The organism is Microbacterium sp. HM-570 (assembly GCF_054165885.1).
In genome coordinates, this window is the sequence record NZ_CM135111.1 from 2,316,396 (window position 1) to 2,333,447 (window position 17,052).

Consider the following 17,052-nt stretch of genomic DNA (forward strand, 5'->3'; position numbering starts at 1 on the left):
ACCGGCGGGGGCACTGGCGATCGGGCCACCTGGGGCGACCTCGCCGCCGCCGTGGTCAGATCGGCTGAGTTATGGGTCGGCTTCACACGAACCGCTTGTGCTGAGCGAGTCTGCCGGCTGTTGTGGGCGCTCGCCGTGAAGAAAGTGCGGGCATGCTGCCTAGTCGTGATCGGGATGCTCCGTCTCGCCGTTCACCCATGCCCAGTGCTCGGCCAGTGAGCGGCGCCGTTCGGAGATCAGCAGCCCCGGGTCGCCGAGGGTCGCGTCATAGGCCCAGCCGCTGACCCGCTCGACACCGAGTGCCCGCAGCATCGGCTCGGCACGCTGCGCAGGGCTGCCGGTGAGGCCGAGGTGAGCCATCATCGCCTTCACCGTCACACGCCGGAACTGATCGTTGACCGTCCCGCTGATCCACAGCGCCGCCGCCGCCGTCATCTCTGGCTTCGAGTTGCGGCGGAAGATATTCGGATCGGATGCCGCGATCCGCGTGACGATCCGATGCGCGACGGTGCGCAACTCGGGATCGAACAGCTCGGCGCCGGCATCTCCGGCGGTTCTCGCAATGGCAGCCACACGTTCGCGGATGTCCGGCTCGACGGCGTCCAGACGGACCGACTCGGCGGGCAGCGGCGAAAGGTCGAGAGACTCGATAGCTTCGACGCTTCCGCACGCCGCAGCGAGCAGCGCCTTGTAGTACGCGTCGGGGTCGTCGGGTGAGAATTGGCGGGTCAGATCTGCGCGTGCGTCGCGGGGCGCTCCGGTGAGGCGTCGGTATTCGGGCTCGAAGCGGTCGACGGAGTCGAGCGTGTCCGCAGTGAGCCGAGCGGGTACCTCTCGCGTCTTGTGCGCGAAGGTGACCACCGTGCGCATGATCTCGGGGATCCGGCTCAGGTATCGCCGGTCAGCGTGCACCTTCCGCGGGAACAGGTCTGTCAACAGGATCTCGACGGTGACCGGGCTCCAGCGCAGCGGATCGCCGCCGAAGTAGTTCGCGGTGAGTTCCAGCAGGGTCTCGGCGATGTCGCGATCGTCCGAGCCGTCACGTCTGTCGAAGTCTAGGGAGCTGGACGTGTTCGCAAGCTGGTCCACGAGCGCTGTCGTGTCGAGTTCATCGACGGCGTCGGCGGCATCCGGGTATCCGACGCCGCCCGGCGGCATCCGTCGAAGCATCCACTCGGCCAGTGGCCGCGCCGACGGCCAGGTGTCAGTTTCGAACGGCGGATACATCATCCGGCCCGTCTCGATGGCCTGCTCGATGCGCGCGCGGGCGTCGGCCAGGGAGAGGTCGATGGTCGTCGTGCCTACTTCGTCGCGTGCCAGCTCCCCGAGCCGCCCGGTGACCTCGGTGAACGGCACGTCGAGCAAGTAGGCATCCTTGACGGCGGTGCCCTCGTTGTGGTCGACATAGAACAGGAAGGTCAGTTCACCAGCAGGCGAGTCGATGCCCACGACGATGTTCTCTCCGTCGCCGAGCACATGACCCAGCCCGACCGCGCGAGCGGGCTGGAATCTGTCGAGCTGCGTCAACCACGTCGGGAGAGGATGTCGTCGCGCTGTGACCTCGCCGGAGATCCGACGCGCGAGCATCTCGTCTCCGTCGAGCGCGGTGAGCACCAGCAGCAGCGCATCCGTGGCGCGGGCGCCGGTGTCACGGAACATCGCGATCAGCTCCGTCAGACTGGGAACACCGGTGCGTGGCGGCTTGAGGGGACCCGCCGGCTCGATCGACGCGACCAGTGTGCTCGCGTACGCCAGCAGGTCCAGCGCCGACGCGCTGAGCAGGAGGCGGTCGACCTCGCGGTGCAGTTCCGGCTCGGCCTGAGTCCTGCGGGCGGCGCCGACCCCGAACGCGGCGCCCCGCGGCGGACCCTGGCGAGACGAAGGGCGGGAATTCTTCGGGCGCTTGCTCACCGGACAAGGTTAGAACACCCGCTTGCTCGCACTCGCGACCACGTCGTGTTCCGGAGGGGGGCACTCTCCGTCGTTGTGGTCGGGGTGAGATACCTTCGCGCGGATGGACAGAGACGCGCGGATGGGCAGAGACGCGCGCGGATGGACCATCGAGTACGAGGGTCACGATTTCGAACGCTTCTTCTCGAAGCTCGGCGGCTATGAGCAGGCGGTGCTCGCAGCGGCGATCAACCAGGTGCTGAAGGTCCACGGGATCGACATCTGCCAGGCGAGTGGGGCAAGCCTCTCGGCGACGGACTCTACGAGTTCCGCGTGCGTCGGTCGTTGCGGGCGATCCTCTCAGCAGCCGGAGTGGAGGCGCCGTCGGGTCTGGCAGGTGCTGACAGGATGGTTCTGATCCGGGTGTTCTGTACGTTCCATGGTGATCGCATCGTGTTGCTCTATCACGGGTACGACAAGAAGAAGGACCCTTCCGAGAAGCGTCAGGCGAGCGAGATCGCTCGTGCGCGGAAGATGCATGCGGCGTGGAAGCGCCGGCGTTGACCACCTATGTGTTTTGACGCATAATAGAGCGGAGGGGGTGGCATCCGATGGCTAAGAGCTTTGATGATCTTGTCGCTCGCGCCGAGCAGAATTGGACTGCTGACCAGCGGCGCGTTCATGACGCCGCTGAGCGTGTGTTCCAGCTCGAGATGGCGGCGCGCGCCGAGTTGGGTGAACAGCTCCACGCGGCGCGTACAGCGAAGTCGTTGAGCCAGCCAGCTCTGTCGGCCGTCACGGGCATCCAGCAGTCGGAGATCAGTCGAATCGAGTCCGGCGCAGCGAACCCGACCGTGGCCACGATCAGCAAACTCGCTGACGCCCTCGACCTCAAGCTATCGCTGACCCCGCAACACTGACGACGCGTGGCAACAACTGAACCAGTTCGAGTCCGATCCAGCTGATCGAGCCGGGATGTCGGCCTGATCGAACCCGCATGAAACCGCGATTCCAGACCGAGCCAGATGTCAGGGTTGTGGGTTCAAATCCCACCGCCACCTCCACCGTCGAAGCCCCGCGAACCCATGGAAAAACAGGGATCGCGGGGCTTCGGTCATTCGCGAAAGTGCGAAGTGAGAACGAAGTGAGAGCGAACGTATTCTCCCCGGTTTGGCCGCCCGATCTCGGTCTTGACGAAACGTGACCGGGCGGCCGGACCGCGAAGGCGCTCACTGCCCGAGGTGAGTTCGCCGACCGAGCTACGGCGATTGCTCCGTTACCAGGGCTGGTTTTTGCTTCAGTGGGTGGGGCGGAAGGGGCGAAGAAGGGTCATGCCATCTTCGATGGATCCCTCGATGAGATCGAGCATCTGTGGCGCGAGGTCCTGCATGCGGAGGGGCTCAAGTGTGCGTTGAGGCGCTCCCGAGTCTCCCACCGCTCATAGATCACGAAGGCGCCGGGCTCGCCATCGACCTCGGGGGCTTCGTAGTCGATGTTCCCGGCGTCGTTCCGGTCTGCGCGGTCACGGTCGCTGGGCTGGGCGCGTTTCCAAGCCCGGTATGTCCGCTCGGCGAGCGGCACGCCCTGCTCACACAAACCTTGCAGATCGTCCCGACCGAGCGGCCCTTGGCGCGCTGCTCTTCGATGAACGCGAGGTCAACGACGACGCGGGTCGAGATGCCCAGCGCCGTCGCCGCGATCGTCCGAGACCTGCTGACCGACACGTGAGGGCACCCCGCCGCAACGCCCAGCCCATGTGTCCAGCACAAACGCCCCTCCGTTCTGTGCCCGCGTTCGGCGCCCGGCGGTGCGGCACACTCCGCGACGTGGACGGCGCACCTCCGCGGAGCCAGTAGAACCTCCGCGGAGCCGGTATAATCTACATGTGACGAGTCCCGAGCCGAACGCCTGCAGCCATTGCTGCTAGGAGTCCGCACCCCGACGGCACTGTTCGGGCGACACCTCCTCGCCGCGACCGTCGCCGCCGTCCTCGTCTTCTCGGTGTGGCAGATGCATGCCAGCTGGAGTCCAGACATGCGCCTGTGGAAGGCATTCGGCGGCGCTTCCCTGGGGATGCTCTGGTTCGCCGTGTTCATCGGTCCCGCTGCTCGGCTGTGGCGTCCGCTCACGCGGCTGGTGCCGTGGCGGCGCGAGTTCGGCATCTGGTTTGTGGTGATCAGTGTCATCCACGCATACCTGGTGTGGGACGGCTGGGCTCGGTGGGACGTGGCAGCACTGCTGGGCTACCAGCTCTCCCCGGAAACCGGCATGTACCTTCGCGCAGAGCCCGGCTTCGGTCTCGCGAACATCCTTGGCCTGATGGCGCTCATGCTCGGCTTAGGACTCGCCGCTACCTCCTTCGACCGGGCGGTCGGCTTCCTCGGCATCTCGGCCTGGAAGTGGCTCCACACGCTGGCTTATGCGGCGTTCTTCCTGACCACTGCGCACGTCCTGTACTTCGCGTTCATGCATTACACGCCGGCGTCGCCCGAGGCTCAGTTGTACGCGCCGAACCCGCTGCGGTGGGTCTATCTTGCGATGATGGTCACGGTGTCCCTCGCTCAAGCGGCCGCCTTCGTGAGGACCACGATGGCGCGGAGGAGCTTCGGTGGAGCGTGAACGGACGGGACCGGTGAGACGCGTGCTCACCACGGCGGCCCTTTCCCTGATCGGCGTGATGCTCGCGCTACCGATCCTGCTGATCGCGTCCACCATGCTGGTGCTCGAGAGTCGGCTAGCGGCCAACGCAGGCTCCGCGATGGGCGCACCGGCTCAGGCCGCCGAGTACGCCCGCTCGTTCTCCATGACGGTGTCTGAACCGGACCGGACGGTCCGGCTTTGGCTGGAGAACATGGAGGGCCAGCCGAATTTCCGGCAGACCATCGAGGTCGACGGGCAGCCCGTCTCGGAGCAGCTCTACCTATCCGAAGAACAAACGCTATACACAGCTGAAGCGAACGCGGACTCGGAGCTCGCCTGGACGATGGTGGAAGGCGTCACTCCGGAGCAGATGCAGTTCTCCCGGCTCGCGACGGGGCCCGCCGCATGGGCACTCGAATACGGGGTGGGAGACCACCAGGTGCCGGTCCAGGGAGGCAGCTTCGACATCACGGTGCACAGCGTCGACGAAGACATTCCGGCCGAGGTGTTCGAGCTTCCCCCGGACGCCGCACCGGTCCCGGCCGAGTGAGCCGGGCAGCCGATGAGCAGAATCCAACGGACGACGATCCTCGAGCGAAAGCGGATCGCGGATGACGCACTCGAGATCTCCTTCGCTCGCCCCGCCTGCTTCACCTTCTCGGCCGGGCAGCACATCCAGGTGAAGCTGCCGCAGCTTGCGCACGCCGACCCCCAGGGGAGCTCGCGGGTGTTCTCCATCGCGTCGTCGCCGAACGACCGACGACGGATCTCGATCGCTTTTCGGCGGACCATGAGCGGCTTCAAGCGGTCGCTCGAGCAATACCCCATCGGGACGGAGGTGCTATTGGAGGGCGCCCACGGCTTCTACACGCTGCAGGGCACACCGCGCCATCCGATCGTGTTCGTCGCCGGGGGGATCGGTATCACGCCGCAGTTGAGCATGATCCGCTTCGCCACAGAGGAGCAACTCCCCGCGCCGCTCGCACTCGTCTACCTCAACCGCAACCGAACGAGCGCGGTGTACCTCGACGAGTTGACGGCGCTCGCGCGCCGAAGCGACCACTTCACCTTATGGAGCACTTCCAGCACCGTCGACCTGCCGGAGGTCCGTCAAGCGGCGGAGGACTTCCCGACCGCGGTGTGGCACCTCGCGGGCCCGGCTGGGATGGTGGACCACGTCCGTAGCCTGCTGTCCCTCTCCGGCGTGGACGACCTCAGCGTGTTCACCGAAGTGTTCGTCGGATATTGAGGCCGGCCCGCTCCCTGCCGCGCGGAGAAGTCCTGCGGACTGGTGCATCCGGACTTCTCAAGGTCGGGCCGTGGCGTGCACCAGTGCACCCAGGACAGGGTCGCTAGTTCGATCTCATCGGCGGTCCGCAAAGTCCCCATCCCAAGTCCCCGGTGACCCGCCCCTCTTCGCCAGCGGCTCACCGGAGCTCATCGCGCGTACATGACTATGGCGGCGGCAACGTCGGCGGCCAAGATGATCGCCGCTGCGGCCAACGTTATCGCTCGTCCGTGACGGGTTTTACCGCGCTCCGCTCGCAACGGCAAGAGTAGCTGCCGACCTGCGACGTAAGCGGCCAGGGTTCCGATGAAAATCACGCCACCCAGCGGCGGGCTCCCCAGGATGATCAGGAGCGCGAGAGCGGCTACCCCGATCGCCGCCGCGACAGCGGATTCCAGCAATTGCGTAGGGATACGGCGCACCCCGACACGCCGGTCCGAGGACCACAAACCCCAACGCGATGCGGTGGGGCGCCCCACGCAGCATCCGCTGAAGAAACAGCCGAACCGACCTATCGTCATCCCGAACATCAACGCGGGCGCGGTGATGTCAAGCAACGTGCCTATGGGGATGCCAGCCACCCATGCACCAATGATTAAGCCCGCACCGGCGCCAATAACAAACCCTTGGATGCACATCCCTCCCCCGATCAATGCACGACGCCGCGCGGCCGGATACACCGCAAGGTAGTAAACCTTGGCTCCGATCAGCCCGATCAGGCTCGCTATCACTGACACCAGTGCTACCCCGAACACCGACAGCCCTAGAAAGGCGGCGAGCATCGCCTGCAGGCTCAACCCGACTACCGCACCTAACCCGACCAGAGCCGCCCAAGAGCCAAGGAATACCCCCGGAGCCCGCTGCGCGATCACCGGAGCCCAACCCGTGGAACCCTGTGCTCTTCCCCCGGGTAGATGCGGTAACGCGGCTCGCAGACCATTGGATGGGCCTTCATCAAGTCCGAGATGGTGGGCCGACGGCCGAGCGACCACCCTCCAAGAGCCCGCTGCCAATCCCGGGACTCGAGTAGTGACCGCAACCCGGCCGACCCCCGGCAGTACGGGCTTTACTGTCGTCGAAACCTGAAACCTGTCGCCGGGACCGGGACGGTGAGTCACGCCTGCCCGCTGTCCCTCAAACGTGACCGTTACTGCGTAAGGGTCGCCCTCAGGCGCGGCGTTGAACTCATAGGTCAGTCCCAAGGCATGCGGCTCAGCCTCCGCCAAGGCTCTGCAATTGAACGCGGAAATCTGCAAAGCTCCAGGCTGTACGTCACCACTGCCCTGATCTGGCTTCGCTGGTGGCGGTTTAGATCCGCCGACCCTGGCCTGTGCTGCGCCGAGCCCAACCTGTGGTTTAGGAGGCGCCGACCCACGGAAAAACGATGCCCCAGGAGGCGACGGAGTCTTCTTCGGGTCGGCGGTCATGGCCGCGGTTCCATGGGGAGCTCTAGCGCCGGACGACGGTTCATGGTGACTACGCGTCCGGTCCTCGTTGAAATGGAGAGCCTTCGTCGCGTGCTCGACGCGGGCCGGGAAGTGCCCAGCGGCACAGTCCTGCGGGTCCTCCACGATCGGGTGGAACGCGCCACAGGCTTCGCACTCGAAGTCCAGGAACTCCACGACGACGACGGCGCCCTCACCTCCGTCGTCGACGACATGCGAATTGGGGCGCACCGCTGAGGCCACCTCCGCGTCGCCTGCGAGAGGCGATAGTTCATCAGGGCACAGATAATTCTGGCGAGGACCAGAACGACAGCGACAGCAATGGCGATCAACGTCGCCTTCACGGGGGTCTTCACGAAGCAACTCCAAACAATCAACAAACGCACGGCACAAAGCGGATACCTCCGGCGGGAGCCGGAGTGGGCGCCATCAGAGAGATGGCGTACGACGTATCAGGTTCGCGAGATGCTCAGTTGCGTGAGTGAAAGTGCAGCCTTGCGGGGCGGAGTCGGCGTAGCGAGGAGCACCCGGGTCGATGCAAGCGGTCGTCGGACGTAGATGGGGCGCCCTCGCGAATGGAACCACCTGGACACGATCAGAACGAGAAGAACCCCGCACAGTACCCCAAGCGCGCACACCCCTACCCCCAGAAGGGAGTTGGTGCCCAGGTATGTGCTAACGATGGTCTGAACGCTCGGAGCGGGCCCTTCGACGTGTGAATCGATCAGCTCGACGCCAACGGGAGCCGGTGCGCCAGCCTCCTGATAGGAGTGGGTCGATACCCAAGCGCCAAGAATGAGAAAAAACGCGAGCGTCACACCCGTAATGATCTTCGTTATCATCAGGCGCTCGGACAGTATTGTCGAGGGTTGGGTGGACACCGGGGCGATCATGTCGCTCTCACACTATCAACGTTTGGTGGTGCGCTAGATGGGCTCTTTGCAGATGAGGGTGTGGTGGTGTCGGTTTCTGGGCAGGGGTCGAGGTCTTCCAGGATGGAAGTTCTCACACTGCCCAGCCGAAAGACCTCGACGTGCCCCACGCTACCTTCGCGAACCCTGACCTCACCACGTTCTGCTGGCTCGAGGAGTGGTGGCCTGCGGTCCGCGCCGGCGTGTGCGCCGACCAACACAGCACCGTCGGGCGCGAACGCGACGTCGTGAATGTGAGCGACGGGCGGGGCGGAGGAAGGTTCATCGCTGCCGGCGGTCGTGCAGGCCGCGACGGTAACTGTCAGCACGCCAGCGAGACGGTGGCAGTGGGGGTGCGTGTGCGCGTGTTCATGGTGGCGGGCTGCACGGGCGAGGGCCGGCCGGCGGGTGTGGCCGGCCCCTGCCTGTCAGAGGGTCGCGAGGATGTCCTCCATCGTCGTGATCTCGGTGGTCTGCGAGGCGACGATGTTCTCCGCCAGGGCAATCACATCGGCGTTCTCACCGTTGTCGATCTGGGTCTGCGCCATGTCGATCGCGCCTTCGTGGTGCACGATCATCTGCTCCAGGAACAGGCGCGACGCTTCCACGCCGGTGGCGCCCTCAAGCGCCTCCATGTCAGTGTCCGACATCATCCCCCCGTCGTCCATACCGCCCATGTCGCCCATCGGGGTGCCCCACTCGTCCAGCCACGACTCCATCAGCTCGATCTCGGGGCCCTGCGCAGCTTTGATCTGCTCGGCGAGAGTGAGTACGCGGTCATCGATCCCATCCTTGGCGAGGATCATGTCGACCATCTCTACGGCCTGTTCGTGGTGCGGGATCATCATCATCGTGAACTGCATGTCTGCGGAGTTCACATCGGCGGCAGGGGACGCCGAGGACGATGAGCCCATCCCGGGCATGTTGTCCATCCCGCCACCGGTCGTGGTGCCGGTGCAACCGGCGAGAGCGAGCAGGGCGGTCAGGGTGATCGCGGCGGTCGCCGTGGCACGGTTCTTCATCAGGTGTCTTCTCAGTCGTTGTGAGGCGCACGAACCGGATGTTCGTGCGCGAGACTGCTGTGCCCACGCGCAGGAACGGGTCGGCTGACTGCACCCCTCAGGTACGACCGATGCAGAGAACCAGCAGAGACGGTGGTCTAGGAAGGACAGTGCCACGGGCGATCAGGGCCGGTCCGGCAGGCAGCGCGGTCCGCCAGGTGGCGGCCATGCGAGGCAGGCGTTGCGCCAGAGCGATCATCGACATGTCACCTCGCTCGCTTCCCAGGGTAAACGGATCAGGCCAGCTGGGGCGTGCGGGACAGAGGTACGGCTACGGCGGCCGAAGCGGTGGCGTGGGCGCGGAAGCGTCGCAGCCGGAGGCTGTTGGTGACCACAAACACAGACGAGAACGCCATCGCGGCGGCCGCGATCAGCGGATTTAGCAGGCCGAGCATCGCCAGCGGGATCGCGGCGATGTTGTACGCGAACGCCCAGAACAGGTTTCCCTTGATGGCGCCCAGGGTTCGGCGGGCAAGCCGGATCGCATCCGCGACCACGAGCAGGTCACCGGAGACGATCGTGATGTCACTCGCGGCGATCGCCGCATCCGTCCCGCCGCCCATTGCCACCCCGAGATCCGCCGCGGCGAGGGCCGCGGCGTCGTTCACGCCATCGCCGACCATCGCCACCACCCGCCCCGAGGCGTGCAGCTGCCGGATCGCTTCGAGCTTCCCGGCAGGGGTGACTCCGGAGCGGACTTCGTCAATGCCGACGAGGGCGGCGATGTGCTGCGCCGCGCCGGCGTTGTCGCCGGTGAGCAGCACCGGACGGAGCCCGAGCGCGCGGAAACGTGCGATCGCTTCGGCGCTGCTGGGCTTGACGGTGTCGGACACGGCGATCATGCCGAGGAACTCGCCGTCGCGTGCGACCGCAATTACCGTCGCCCCGGCCGCTTCCAGACCCTCAGCTTCGGTACGGTGGGTGGTGGGGGCGTGGACGGACCATTGGTCTTCGACCCACAGGGGACGCCCAGCGACCACGACAGCGTCATCGATCACCGCTTGCACGCCGAATCCGGCGTGCGAGGTAAATGCCTCGGCAGGAGTCGGTGTGCCCTCCGCTGCCGCGACGATCGCACGGGCGACGGGGTGTTCCGATCCCCACTCTGCGGCGGCGGCCGATGCTAGGAGGTCCTCGGGAGTGATGCCGGGTGCAGGGGAGAGGGTGGTGACGGACATGACACCGTTCGTGATGGTGCCGGTCTTGTCCAGCACGATGGTGTCGACCTGGCGGGTCTGCTCGAGTACCTGGGGTCCGCGGATTAGGATGCCCAGCTGCGATCCGCGGCCGGTGCCGACGAGCAGCGCGGTGGGCGTTGCCAAACCGAGGGCGCAGGGGCAGGCGATGATCAGGGTCGCGACGGCCGCGGTGAACGCAACCTCGAGAGACCCGCCGAGCAGCAGCCATCCGACGAACGCGATGATCGCCAGGACGATCACGATCGGAACGAACACGGCCGAGACGCGGTCAGCGAGGCGCTGTACCTTGGCCTTGCCGGTTTGCGCTTCGTCCATCAGTCGTTGCATCCGTGCCAGCTCGGTATCGGCGCCGACGCGGGTGATCTCCAGGGTCAGCCGCCCGCCGACGTTCACGGTGGCGCCGACCACTCGGGAACCTCTGGTGACCTCAACCGGGACGGATTCGCCTGTCAGCATGCTCGCGTCGATCGCGGACGCGCCCTCAACCACGAGCCCGTCGGAGGGGATTTTCTCCCCGGGGCGCACGACAACTTGGTCGCCGACGGCTAGCTGTGACACCGGCACGAGCTGTTCGATGCCGTCGACGAGCAGAGTGGCGTGTTTCGCGCCGAGATGAAGGAGGGCGCGGAGCGCTTCGGATGAGGACTTCTTCGCGCGGGCTTCGACATATCGGCCGGCAAGGATGAATACCGTCACGAGGGCAGTGACTTCGAGGTAGATCTCGCCGCTCCCGGCCTCAGGGCTGCCGAACAGGGTGAAAGTCATGTGCATGCCCGGCATCCCGGCCATTCCGAAGAACAACGCGTACAGCGACCACCCAAACGAGGCGATCACTCCGACGCTGATCAGGGTGTCCATGGTCGCCGCGCCGTGTCGGGCGTTCACGAACGCGGCACGATGGAAGGGCCACGCGCCCCAGACCGCCACCGGTGCGGTGAGGGTCAACGCCAGCCACTGCCAGTAGGTGAACTGGAGCAGCGGAATCATCGACATCAGCGCGACCGGCACTGCCAGTGCGGTGCTGATCAGCAACCGGTGCCGAAGCAAAACCAGCTCAGGATCCTCGGGCACCTCGTCCGTCGAGGTGGGCTCCGCGACGATCGGGGCGGGAAGCACCGCGGAATACCCCGCGGATTCGACGGCGGCGATCAACTCCGCGGTCTCGACACCGTCGGCACGCACACGCGCCTTCTCGGTCGCATAGTTTACGGTCGCTTCAACCCCGGGAAGCTTGTTCAGCTTGCGCTCGATCCGCGTCGCGCAGGACGCACAGGTCATCCCTGAGATCTCGAGCTCCACATCGGCGGTGCTCATGCGGGGTTGCCGGCGAGGGTGTACCCTGCCTCCTCTACTGCGGCCCGCACCTGCGTAGCGTCGATCGGCGCTCCACTGTGAATGCTGACGCGCGAGGCGCCGCCCGCGTTCAGGTCGACCGACACGGACTCGACACCCTCGATCGAGGTGAGCTCCTCGGTGACACTCATCACGCAGTGCGAGCAGGTCATCCCGTCGACCAAGACAACCTGAGTAGTCGTGGACGCTGCTATCGGGGTGTCGACGGCGGACGCGGTGGAACAACAGCTGCACCCGGCGGCGGAGTCGGTCAGGCCCAGGTCGGTGCGGTCGTTGGTGGTGTTCATGATGAGTGCCTTTCGTTGGGGGTCAGGAACGGACCAGGCGAGCGATCGCCTCGTTGGCTTCGCGGATCTTCTCGGTCGCAACGGCACCGCCCTCTGCGGCCGCTTCCGCGACACAGTGCGACAAATGATCGGCCAGCAGGGACAGGGCCACCGTCTCGAGGGCGCTGGTCGCGGCGGAAACCTGGGTGAGGATGTCGATGCAGTACTTATCGTTTTCCAGCATCCGCGCGATCCCTCGCACCTGACCTTCCGCGCGACTGAGTCGCTTCAGAAGGTCATCTTTGTTGTCCGAGTAACCGTTCACAAGGACATACTATACCCCCCTAGGGTACTTGAAGTCACGATGGGTGGGATGAACGTGCACGTTGAGTGTCTACGGTGCGAGACGGTAAAGACCTCCTATCTGCACGACGACCGCCGGGAGGGTGAGAATGAATCTGAATACAGCGAAAGTCGACCGTGTGAGACGACGTCGAGACGTGCGGTCGCCCAGCGCGCACCTATCGGTGGTCGAGTGAGGACATCTGCATGCATACATCTGCGTATGCATGCAGATAAGCGGGAAAGTGCGTGGCTATGTCAACTAGAGGTGGCCCCGGGGTGACGGCTACATGTGGCTCCACCGAATCGGTGTTAGCGACCGGGGATGTCCGCCGCGGTAGGGGTGCGGGCCTTCCCTCACCTTCGGGCGGGAGTCGTCTCTGAGCCCCCCCACGATGACGGCCGTGATAGATCGTCCGACTGGATCGAGTCCCCGTGCTCGACGTCGAAACGCGGTGGATCAGAGTCCGAATGCGCCCCCGCTTATCAGGATGAAGATGCCAAGCCCGATGAGAACTAGCGGGAAAAGGATGTGCTCCCAACGTTCCAGGATTTCGGCGATCGGACGTCGCGTGGCAATGAACTTGGCCACTATCACCAACACTGCAACGAGCGCGAGGAACACAAGGCAGTAAGCGACCACGGCGGCCGGCCCCACGGTGAGGAAGACGGGGACGTAGACGCCGATGTTGTCTCCGCCGTTAGCGAAGGTGACTCCGGCTACGGCCCAGACAGCGACCTTCTTGCCTTCGATCTTGACCTCATCGTCATCATCGTCCTCGTGCCTGTGGCGCCACGCTTGCCAGGCTGCCCATAACCCCAGCGCCAGTGGAATCAGGCCGAAATAGGGGATGACATCGGGAGGCAGGAACGCTCCGGCGCCGAGGGATACGAGTACGGCGGCGGCGAGAATACCTACGAATCCCAGGTACTGACCGACCAGAATCCGAGCCGTTGCACCTCGTTGCCCAGCGCCGCGGGCGAAGAATAGTGACAGCACGATGATGTCGTCGATGTTCGTGGCAAAGAACAGGCCGATCGCTTGCAGGACGGAGTGGAGGATCATGCCTTCGCCTCCCGGAGGTAGACCAGCAGGCCGAGCCCCACCCCAACACCGAGGATGACATCGGCGAGGTTGCCGATGAAGAGGTTGCCGTAGGCGAGAAAATCGGTCACGTGACCGCGGCCGAATCCGGGCGGGGCGAGCAGTCGGTCCAGGAGGTTGCCGACTGCCCCTCCCCATACGAGGCCGATCGCGATCGCCCATCCGACGGTGCGAGCACGTGTCGCGGCGATGAGCAGGGCGATCGAGGCCGCACCCGCTACGGCCGTCAACAGCCAGGTTGCGTCGGCTGCGAGGGACATGACGGTGCCGGGGTTGAATGCGAGTTGTAAGCCGAGCCAGTCCCCGAGGAGCGGGATTCGCTCGTCCTCGCGGAGCTGCGCGAGGGCGAGCGCTTTGGCGCCTTGGTCGACCAGTACAGCGACTGCTGCGACACCGACCGCTAGTAGGAACCGTCGAGCTCGGCCCCTCTCGGTCGCACGGCGAGGCGAACTTGACACTTCGAGACCCTCCGCTCGGGCGAGAGGGGGTCCGTCATGGGGGGAGGTCGTGCTTTCTTCCGCCGCGCTGCGCGAAGCCCGTTGGGCGAGGCGCAAGCCGCGTCGGCTGAGGCGCTCGACCTCGGCGGTGTCGAGAGCCGTCACTTCGCCATCTCCCGGGTGCCGTAGACCGAGCACAGGTCCACTCGGGATCCGGTCGCTTCGAGCACTCCCTCTGCCGCTCGGAGAAGGTCGATCAGCTCGGGACGGGACAGGGAGTAGAAGACCTGACGGCCCTCCGACCGCCCCGCCACGAGGCCACAATCTCGTAGGCAGGCGACGTGAGCGGAAACGGTCGATTGGGCGAGACCGAGACGTGCCACCAGGTCGGTGACTCTCAACTCCCCGCCGGCCAGTTGCTGCACGACCGCGAGCCGAGTCTCGTCAGCAAGCGAGTGGAATAGCGCGACAGCGGGATCCAGATCAGGTGAACAGTTCATCGTCATACACCGATGATAGCCAAAACGGACGATGACTAGTGATGCCTACTCGTCAGTTGGTTTGTTGCTGGTGTCGGGTGTGGGCGAGTCGGTAGGAGTCGGTGCCGGTTTCGATAATGGTGCCGTTGAAGGTGAGCCGGTCAACGATCGCAGCGCAGAGTCTCGGGTCAGTGAAGGTTTTCGTCCACCCGGAGAAGGACTCATTCGACGCGATCGCGATGGAGTTGTTCTCCTCCCGCTCGGTGAGGACCTGGAACAGGAGCTCCGCGCCGCGGCGATCCAATTCCATATACCCCAGCTCGTCGATCGCGAGGAGATCCACCCGGCCGTAGCGGGCAATGGTGCGGGCGAGGTTCTTCTCATCCGCGGCTTCGACGAGTTCGTTCACAAGCCGGGTGGCGAGGGTGTATTTGACCCGGAAGCCTTTCTCAGCCACGGCGGTGCCGAGGCCGATGAGGAGGTGCGATTTGCCGGTGCCAGAGTCGCCGATGAGGCAGAGTGGTTTCCCTTTCCGGACCCACTCGCCGGTGGCGAGGGTGTTGATGGTCGCGGCGTTGATGTTCGGGTTCGCGTCGAAGTCGAAGTCCCCTAACCACTTGTCCCTCGGAAAGCCGGCGGCTTTCACCCGGCGGACGGACGAGCGCCGGTCCCGGTCGTCGCACTCGGCGAGGAGGAGTTCGGCGAGGAACCCGTGATAGCTGAGCTGTTCCTTCTGAGCGGTCGCGGTGGCCTCGTCGACGACGGCTCGGATCGTCGGCAACCGGAGCCGCCGGCACGCCTGGTCGATCGCCGCGATGGCAGCTTCCTCGGTGAGCCCTCGTCGACGTCTCAGGGTGGTGGTGACGCTGGTGGTGACGGTCATGATGCAGTTCCTTCCTTCACGGCCGGAGCGGCTGTGGTCTCGGTTCGTGCAGGCAGTCGGAGCAGCTGGTCGTAACCCGCCACCGACGGGAGTGGCCTCGTGTCGGCGGGGAGCCCGGCGATGACGGCGGCGGGATCCGCGAGCCGGCGTTGGGTGAGGCTGATGACCCGGGGCCCGGTGGTTTGTCCGTCGCGCCGTTCATCGTCGTGTGCTCGAGCAACGAGGTGACGGCCAGAACTGGCCCCACCCGCTGCTTCATGTCGACGGGCTTCGACCGCGACGACATCGGCGGTGACCGCTCCGACGAGCAGGGCCGACCGGATGCCGGCTTCGACGTCGGCGGCGGCCATGGATCGGTGCAGGAGGAGGACGTCGATCAGCTGCCGGGTGGCGACGGAGTCCCCGTCGGTCTTCCGGGCTGCGGCCCAGAACGCTTCATGCGCGGACGTGAACGTGCCCGCCGCTCGAGCTGCGGCCAGTGCCGTCGAGCCGGGCAGAGCGCCCGGTTTTCTCTTGAGCACGTCGAGGTAGTGGTCGAGGTCCACCGATTCCCCGCCCCGCGCCACGACCCTCGCGTGTCGGGCGACCTCGAGGCGACCGTCGAACACGACTACCTCGGCCGCTCCGAGGGAGACGCGCACTTGCCGACCAATCAGGCGGGAGGGGACGGAGTATCTCGCCATCCGCACCGTGATCAGACTCGACCTATCCACTCGTGGCGTGAGCGGCAACCCCGGATCGAACCGCTCTGCCGGCAGAGCGGCGAGGAGCGGTTTTTCAGTGGCGAAGTCCCCTCCGACCGACCGGAGCCGGGTGTCGATCCGGCGGGCGTCGTCCGCTTCGTCCCAGGCGATGAGCTTCTCGTTGAGTTGGGCGAGGGAGTCGACTTCGGGCATCGGGGAGAGTCGATTCCGGCGGAACCTCCCGACCTCACCCTCGACCCCGCCCTTCTCGTGCGCGCCGCCGATTCCGGGTTCGCAGTAGAACGCGTCGAACCCGTAGTGGGAGCGGAACAGCACCCACCGGTCGTTCTCATCCCGACGCCTCCCGAACAGCACCTTCGTCACTGCAGAGGTCAGATTGTCGTACCGGATATGCCTCGTCGGCACACCACCGATCGTGTCGAACGCGTCGATGTGTCCCTGCAGGAACGCTTCCTGCGACTGGGTGGAGTAGATCCGGTGCACCGCCTTTCCCGAGTGGGAGAGGCGGAAGACGAACATGTGGCACTTCGTTTTCACCCCGGCGAGAACCACCCAGACGTCGCCGAAGTCGACCTCCGCCTCAGCCCCGGGCGCGTGCCCCTGCGGGATGAACGCGTCAACCCTCCGGCGGCCGGCGTCCACTTCGATCTCGACTCGGCGGGTCCGGACGTAGTCCCGGACCGTGGAGTAAGACAGCTCCGTTGCACCGTGTTCCTCCGCGAGCCGGGCGAGGATCCGGGTAGCTGTGTGGCGTTGCTTCTTCGGAGCATCGAGATCCACCCGGAGCATCTGATCAATGGCTTCTTTAAACGGAGCCAGACGAGGCGCCACCCGAACCTGCACCTTCCGTGCCGGTGGCTCGGCAGACCCCTACGCGGACCGCACCGTCCGTCGGTGGACCCCATGCCGGCGCGCTAACTCCCGCACCGAGAGTCCCTCGACCCGGGCGTCCCTCCGAATAGTTGCGAACAGATCCACCGTCGACCTCATCAAGGGCCCTCTCGTCAGAATCATCCAGACGAGAACACGCTCACGGGCGGCCCACTCAA

The 17,052-nt window shown here is 65.5% G+C and carries 18 protein-coding genes and 1 pseudogene; 6 read left to right on the top strand and 13 right to left on the bottom strand.

Annotated elements, in window-relative coordinates; genetic code table 11:
* Nucleotides 1-159: 159 nt before the first annotated feature.
* A complete protein-coding gene (locus ACT9TC_RS11030; RefSeq protein ID WP_458040548.1) occupies nucleotides 160-1,911 on the bottom strand; it encodes a hypothetical protein in 1,752 nt (583 codons plus the stop codon).
* Nucleotides 1,912-2,014: 103 nt separating this feature from the next.
* Here ACT9TC_RS11030 and ACT9TC_RS11035 point away from each other — a divergent pair, with 103 nt between their 5' ends.
* The gene (locus ACT9TC_RS11035) at nucleotides 2,015-2,308 is read left to right on the top strand and encodes a hypothetical protein (protein ID WP_458040549.1); all 294 of its coding nucleotides are present in this window, start codon (nucleotides 2,015-2,017) and stop codon (nucleotides 2,306-2,308) included.
* A gap of 85 nt (nucleotides 2,309-2,393) precedes the next feature.
* Here ACT9TC_RS11035 and ACT9TC_RS11040 read toward each other — a convergent pair whose 3' ends face one another.
* Nucleotides 2,394-2,639: a hypothetical protein gene (locus ACT9TC_RS11040; protein ID WP_458040550.1), complete on the bottom strand. Its 246-nt coding sequence runs from the start codon at nucleotides 2,637-2,639 to the stop codon at nucleotides 2,394-2,396.
* Between the two features lie 21 nt (nucleotides 2,640-2,660).
* On the opposite strand from ACT9TC_RS11040, the gene ACT9TC_RS11045 reads away from it, so the two are divergent.
* Nucleotides 2,661-2,810, top strand: a complete 150-nt coding sequence (locus tag ACT9TC_RS11045) for a helix-turn-helix domain-containing protein (protein WP_458040551.1) — start codon at nucleotides 2,661-2,663, stop codon at nucleotides 2,808-2,810.
* A gap of 409 nt (nucleotides 2,811-3,219) precedes the next feature.
* Here the strand turns inward: ACT9TC_RS11045 and ACT9TC_RS11050 are convergent, their stop codons facing one another.
* On the bottom strand, nucleotides 3,220-3,471 hold the full coding sequence (locus ACT9TC_RS11050; RefSeq protein ID WP_458040552.1) for a putative quinol monooxygenase: 252 nt from the start codon (nucleotides 3,469-3,471) through the stop codon (nucleotides 3,220-3,222).
* A 336-nt stretch (nucleotides 3,472-3,807) separates the two neighbouring features.
* Between ACT9TC_RS11050 and ACT9TC_RS11055 the strand changes: the two genes are divergently transcribed.
* The 3 genes from ACT9TC_RS11055 to ACT9TC_RS11065 are packed head-to-tail and all read left to right on the top strand — an operon-like array spanning nucleotide 3,808 to nucleotide 5,779.
* Nucleotides 3,808-4,509: a ferric reductase-like transmembrane domain-containing protein gene (locus tag ACT9TC_RS11055; protein WP_458040553.1), complete on the top strand. Its 702-nt coding sequence runs from the start codon at nucleotides 3,808-3,810 to the stop codon at nucleotides 4,507-4,509.
* A 22-nt stretch (nucleotides 4,510-4,531) separates the two neighbouring features.
* Nucleotides 4,532-5,080: a hypothetical protein gene (locus ACT9TC_RS11060; protein WP_458040554.1), complete on the top strand. Its 549-nt coding sequence runs from the start codon at nucleotides 4,532-4,534 to the stop codon at nucleotides 5,078-5,080.
* Nucleotides 5,081-5,092: 12 nt separating this feature from the next.
* Complete coding sequence (locus ACT9TC_RS11065) at nucleotides 5,093-5,779, top strand: ferredoxin--NADP reductase (RefSeq protein WP_458040555.1); 687 nt, start codon at nucleotides 5,093-5,095, stop codon at nucleotides 5,777-5,779.
* Between the two features lie 188 nt (nucleotides 5,780-5,967).
* On the opposite strand, the gene ACT9TC_RS11070 is transcribed toward ACT9TC_RS11065, so the two are convergent.
* On the bottom strand, nucleotides 5,968-7,245 hold the full coding sequence (locus ACT9TC_RS11070; RefSeq protein WP_458040556.1) for a prolipoprotein diacylglyceryl transferase: 1,278 nt from the start codon (nucleotides 7,243-7,245) through the stop codon (nucleotides 5,968-5,970).
* A 45-nt stretch (nucleotides 7,246-7,290) separates the two neighbouring features.
* Between ACT9TC_RS11070 and ACT9TC_RS11075 the strand changes: the two genes are divergently transcribed.
* A complete protein-coding gene (locus tag ACT9TC_RS11075; RefSeq protein ID WP_458040557.1) occupies nucleotides 7,291-7,500 on the top strand; it encodes a hypothetical protein in 210 nt (69 codons plus the stop codon).
* 1,102 nt (nucleotides 7,501-8,602) lie between these two features.
* Here ACT9TC_RS11075 and ACT9TC_RS11080 read toward each other — a convergent pair.
* The 9 genes and pseudogenes from ACT9TC_RS11080 to istA form a co-directional block, all read right to left on the bottom strand.
* The gene (locus tag ACT9TC_RS11080) at nucleotides 8,603-9,196 is read right to left on the bottom strand and encodes a DUF305 domain-containing protein (protein WP_458040558.1); all 594 of its coding nucleotides are present in this window, start codon (nucleotides 9,194-9,196) and stop codon (nucleotides 8,603-8,605) included.
* A 275-nt stretch (nucleotides 9,197-9,471) separates the two neighbouring features.
* The gene (locus tag ACT9TC_RS11085; protein ID WP_458040559.1) at nucleotides 9,472-11,748 is read right to left on the bottom strand and encodes a heavy metal translocating P-type ATPase; all 2,277 of its coding nucleotides are present in this window, start codon (nucleotides 11,746-11,748) and stop codon (nucleotides 9,472-9,474) included.
* Nucleotides 11,745-12,074 (bottom strand): heavy-metal-associated domain-containing protein, encoded by a 330-nt coding sequence (locus ACT9TC_RS11090; RefSeq protein WP_458040560.1) that lies wholly within the window; start codon nucleotides 12,072-12,074, stop codon nucleotides 11,745-11,747. Before ACT9TC_RS11090 ends, ACT9TC_RS11085 begins: the two co-directional genes overlap by 4 nt.
* A gap of 22 nt (nucleotides 12,075-12,096) precedes the next feature.
* A complete protein-coding gene (locus ACT9TC_RS11095) occupies nucleotides 12,097-12,378 on the bottom strand; it encodes a metal-sensitive transcriptional regulator (RefSeq protein WP_458040561.1) in 282 nt (93 codons plus the stop codon).
* A gap of 477 nt (nucleotides 12,379-12,855) precedes the next feature.
* Entirely contained in the window at nucleotides 12,856-13,461 is a 606-nt protein-coding gene (locus ACT9TC_RS11100; RefSeq protein WP_458040562.1) for a cadmium resistance transporter, read from the bottom strand.
* Nucleotides 13,458-14,135 (bottom strand): signal peptidase II, encoded by a 678-nt coding sequence (locus ACT9TC_RS11105; protein ID WP_458040563.1) that lies wholly within the window; start codon nucleotides 14,133-14,135, stop codon nucleotides 13,458-13,460. Before ACT9TC_RS11105 ends, ACT9TC_RS11100 begins: the two co-directional genes overlap by 4 nt.
* On the bottom strand, nucleotides 14,099-14,443 hold the full coding sequence (locus ACT9TC_RS11110) for an ArsR/SmtB family transcription factor (RefSeq protein ID WP_458040564.1): 345 nt from the start codon (nucleotides 14,441-14,443) through the stop codon (nucleotides 14,099-14,101). Before ACT9TC_RS11110 ends, ACT9TC_RS11105 begins: the two co-directional genes overlap by 37 nt.
* A gap of 46 nt (nucleotides 14,444-14,489) precedes the next feature.
* Entirely contained in the window at nucleotides 14,490-15,299 is an 810-nt protein-coding gene (istB, locus tag ACT9TC_RS11115; protein WP_458040565.1) for an IS21-like element helper ATPase IstB, read from the bottom strand.
* Nucleotides 15,296-16,993 (bottom strand): annotated as a pseudogene (gene istA / locus ACT9TC_RS11120) (IS21 family transposase). The gene istB and the pseudogene istA overlap by 4 nt, the downstream one beginning before the upstream one ends.
* Nucleotides 16,994-17,052: the final 59 nt, after the last annotated feature.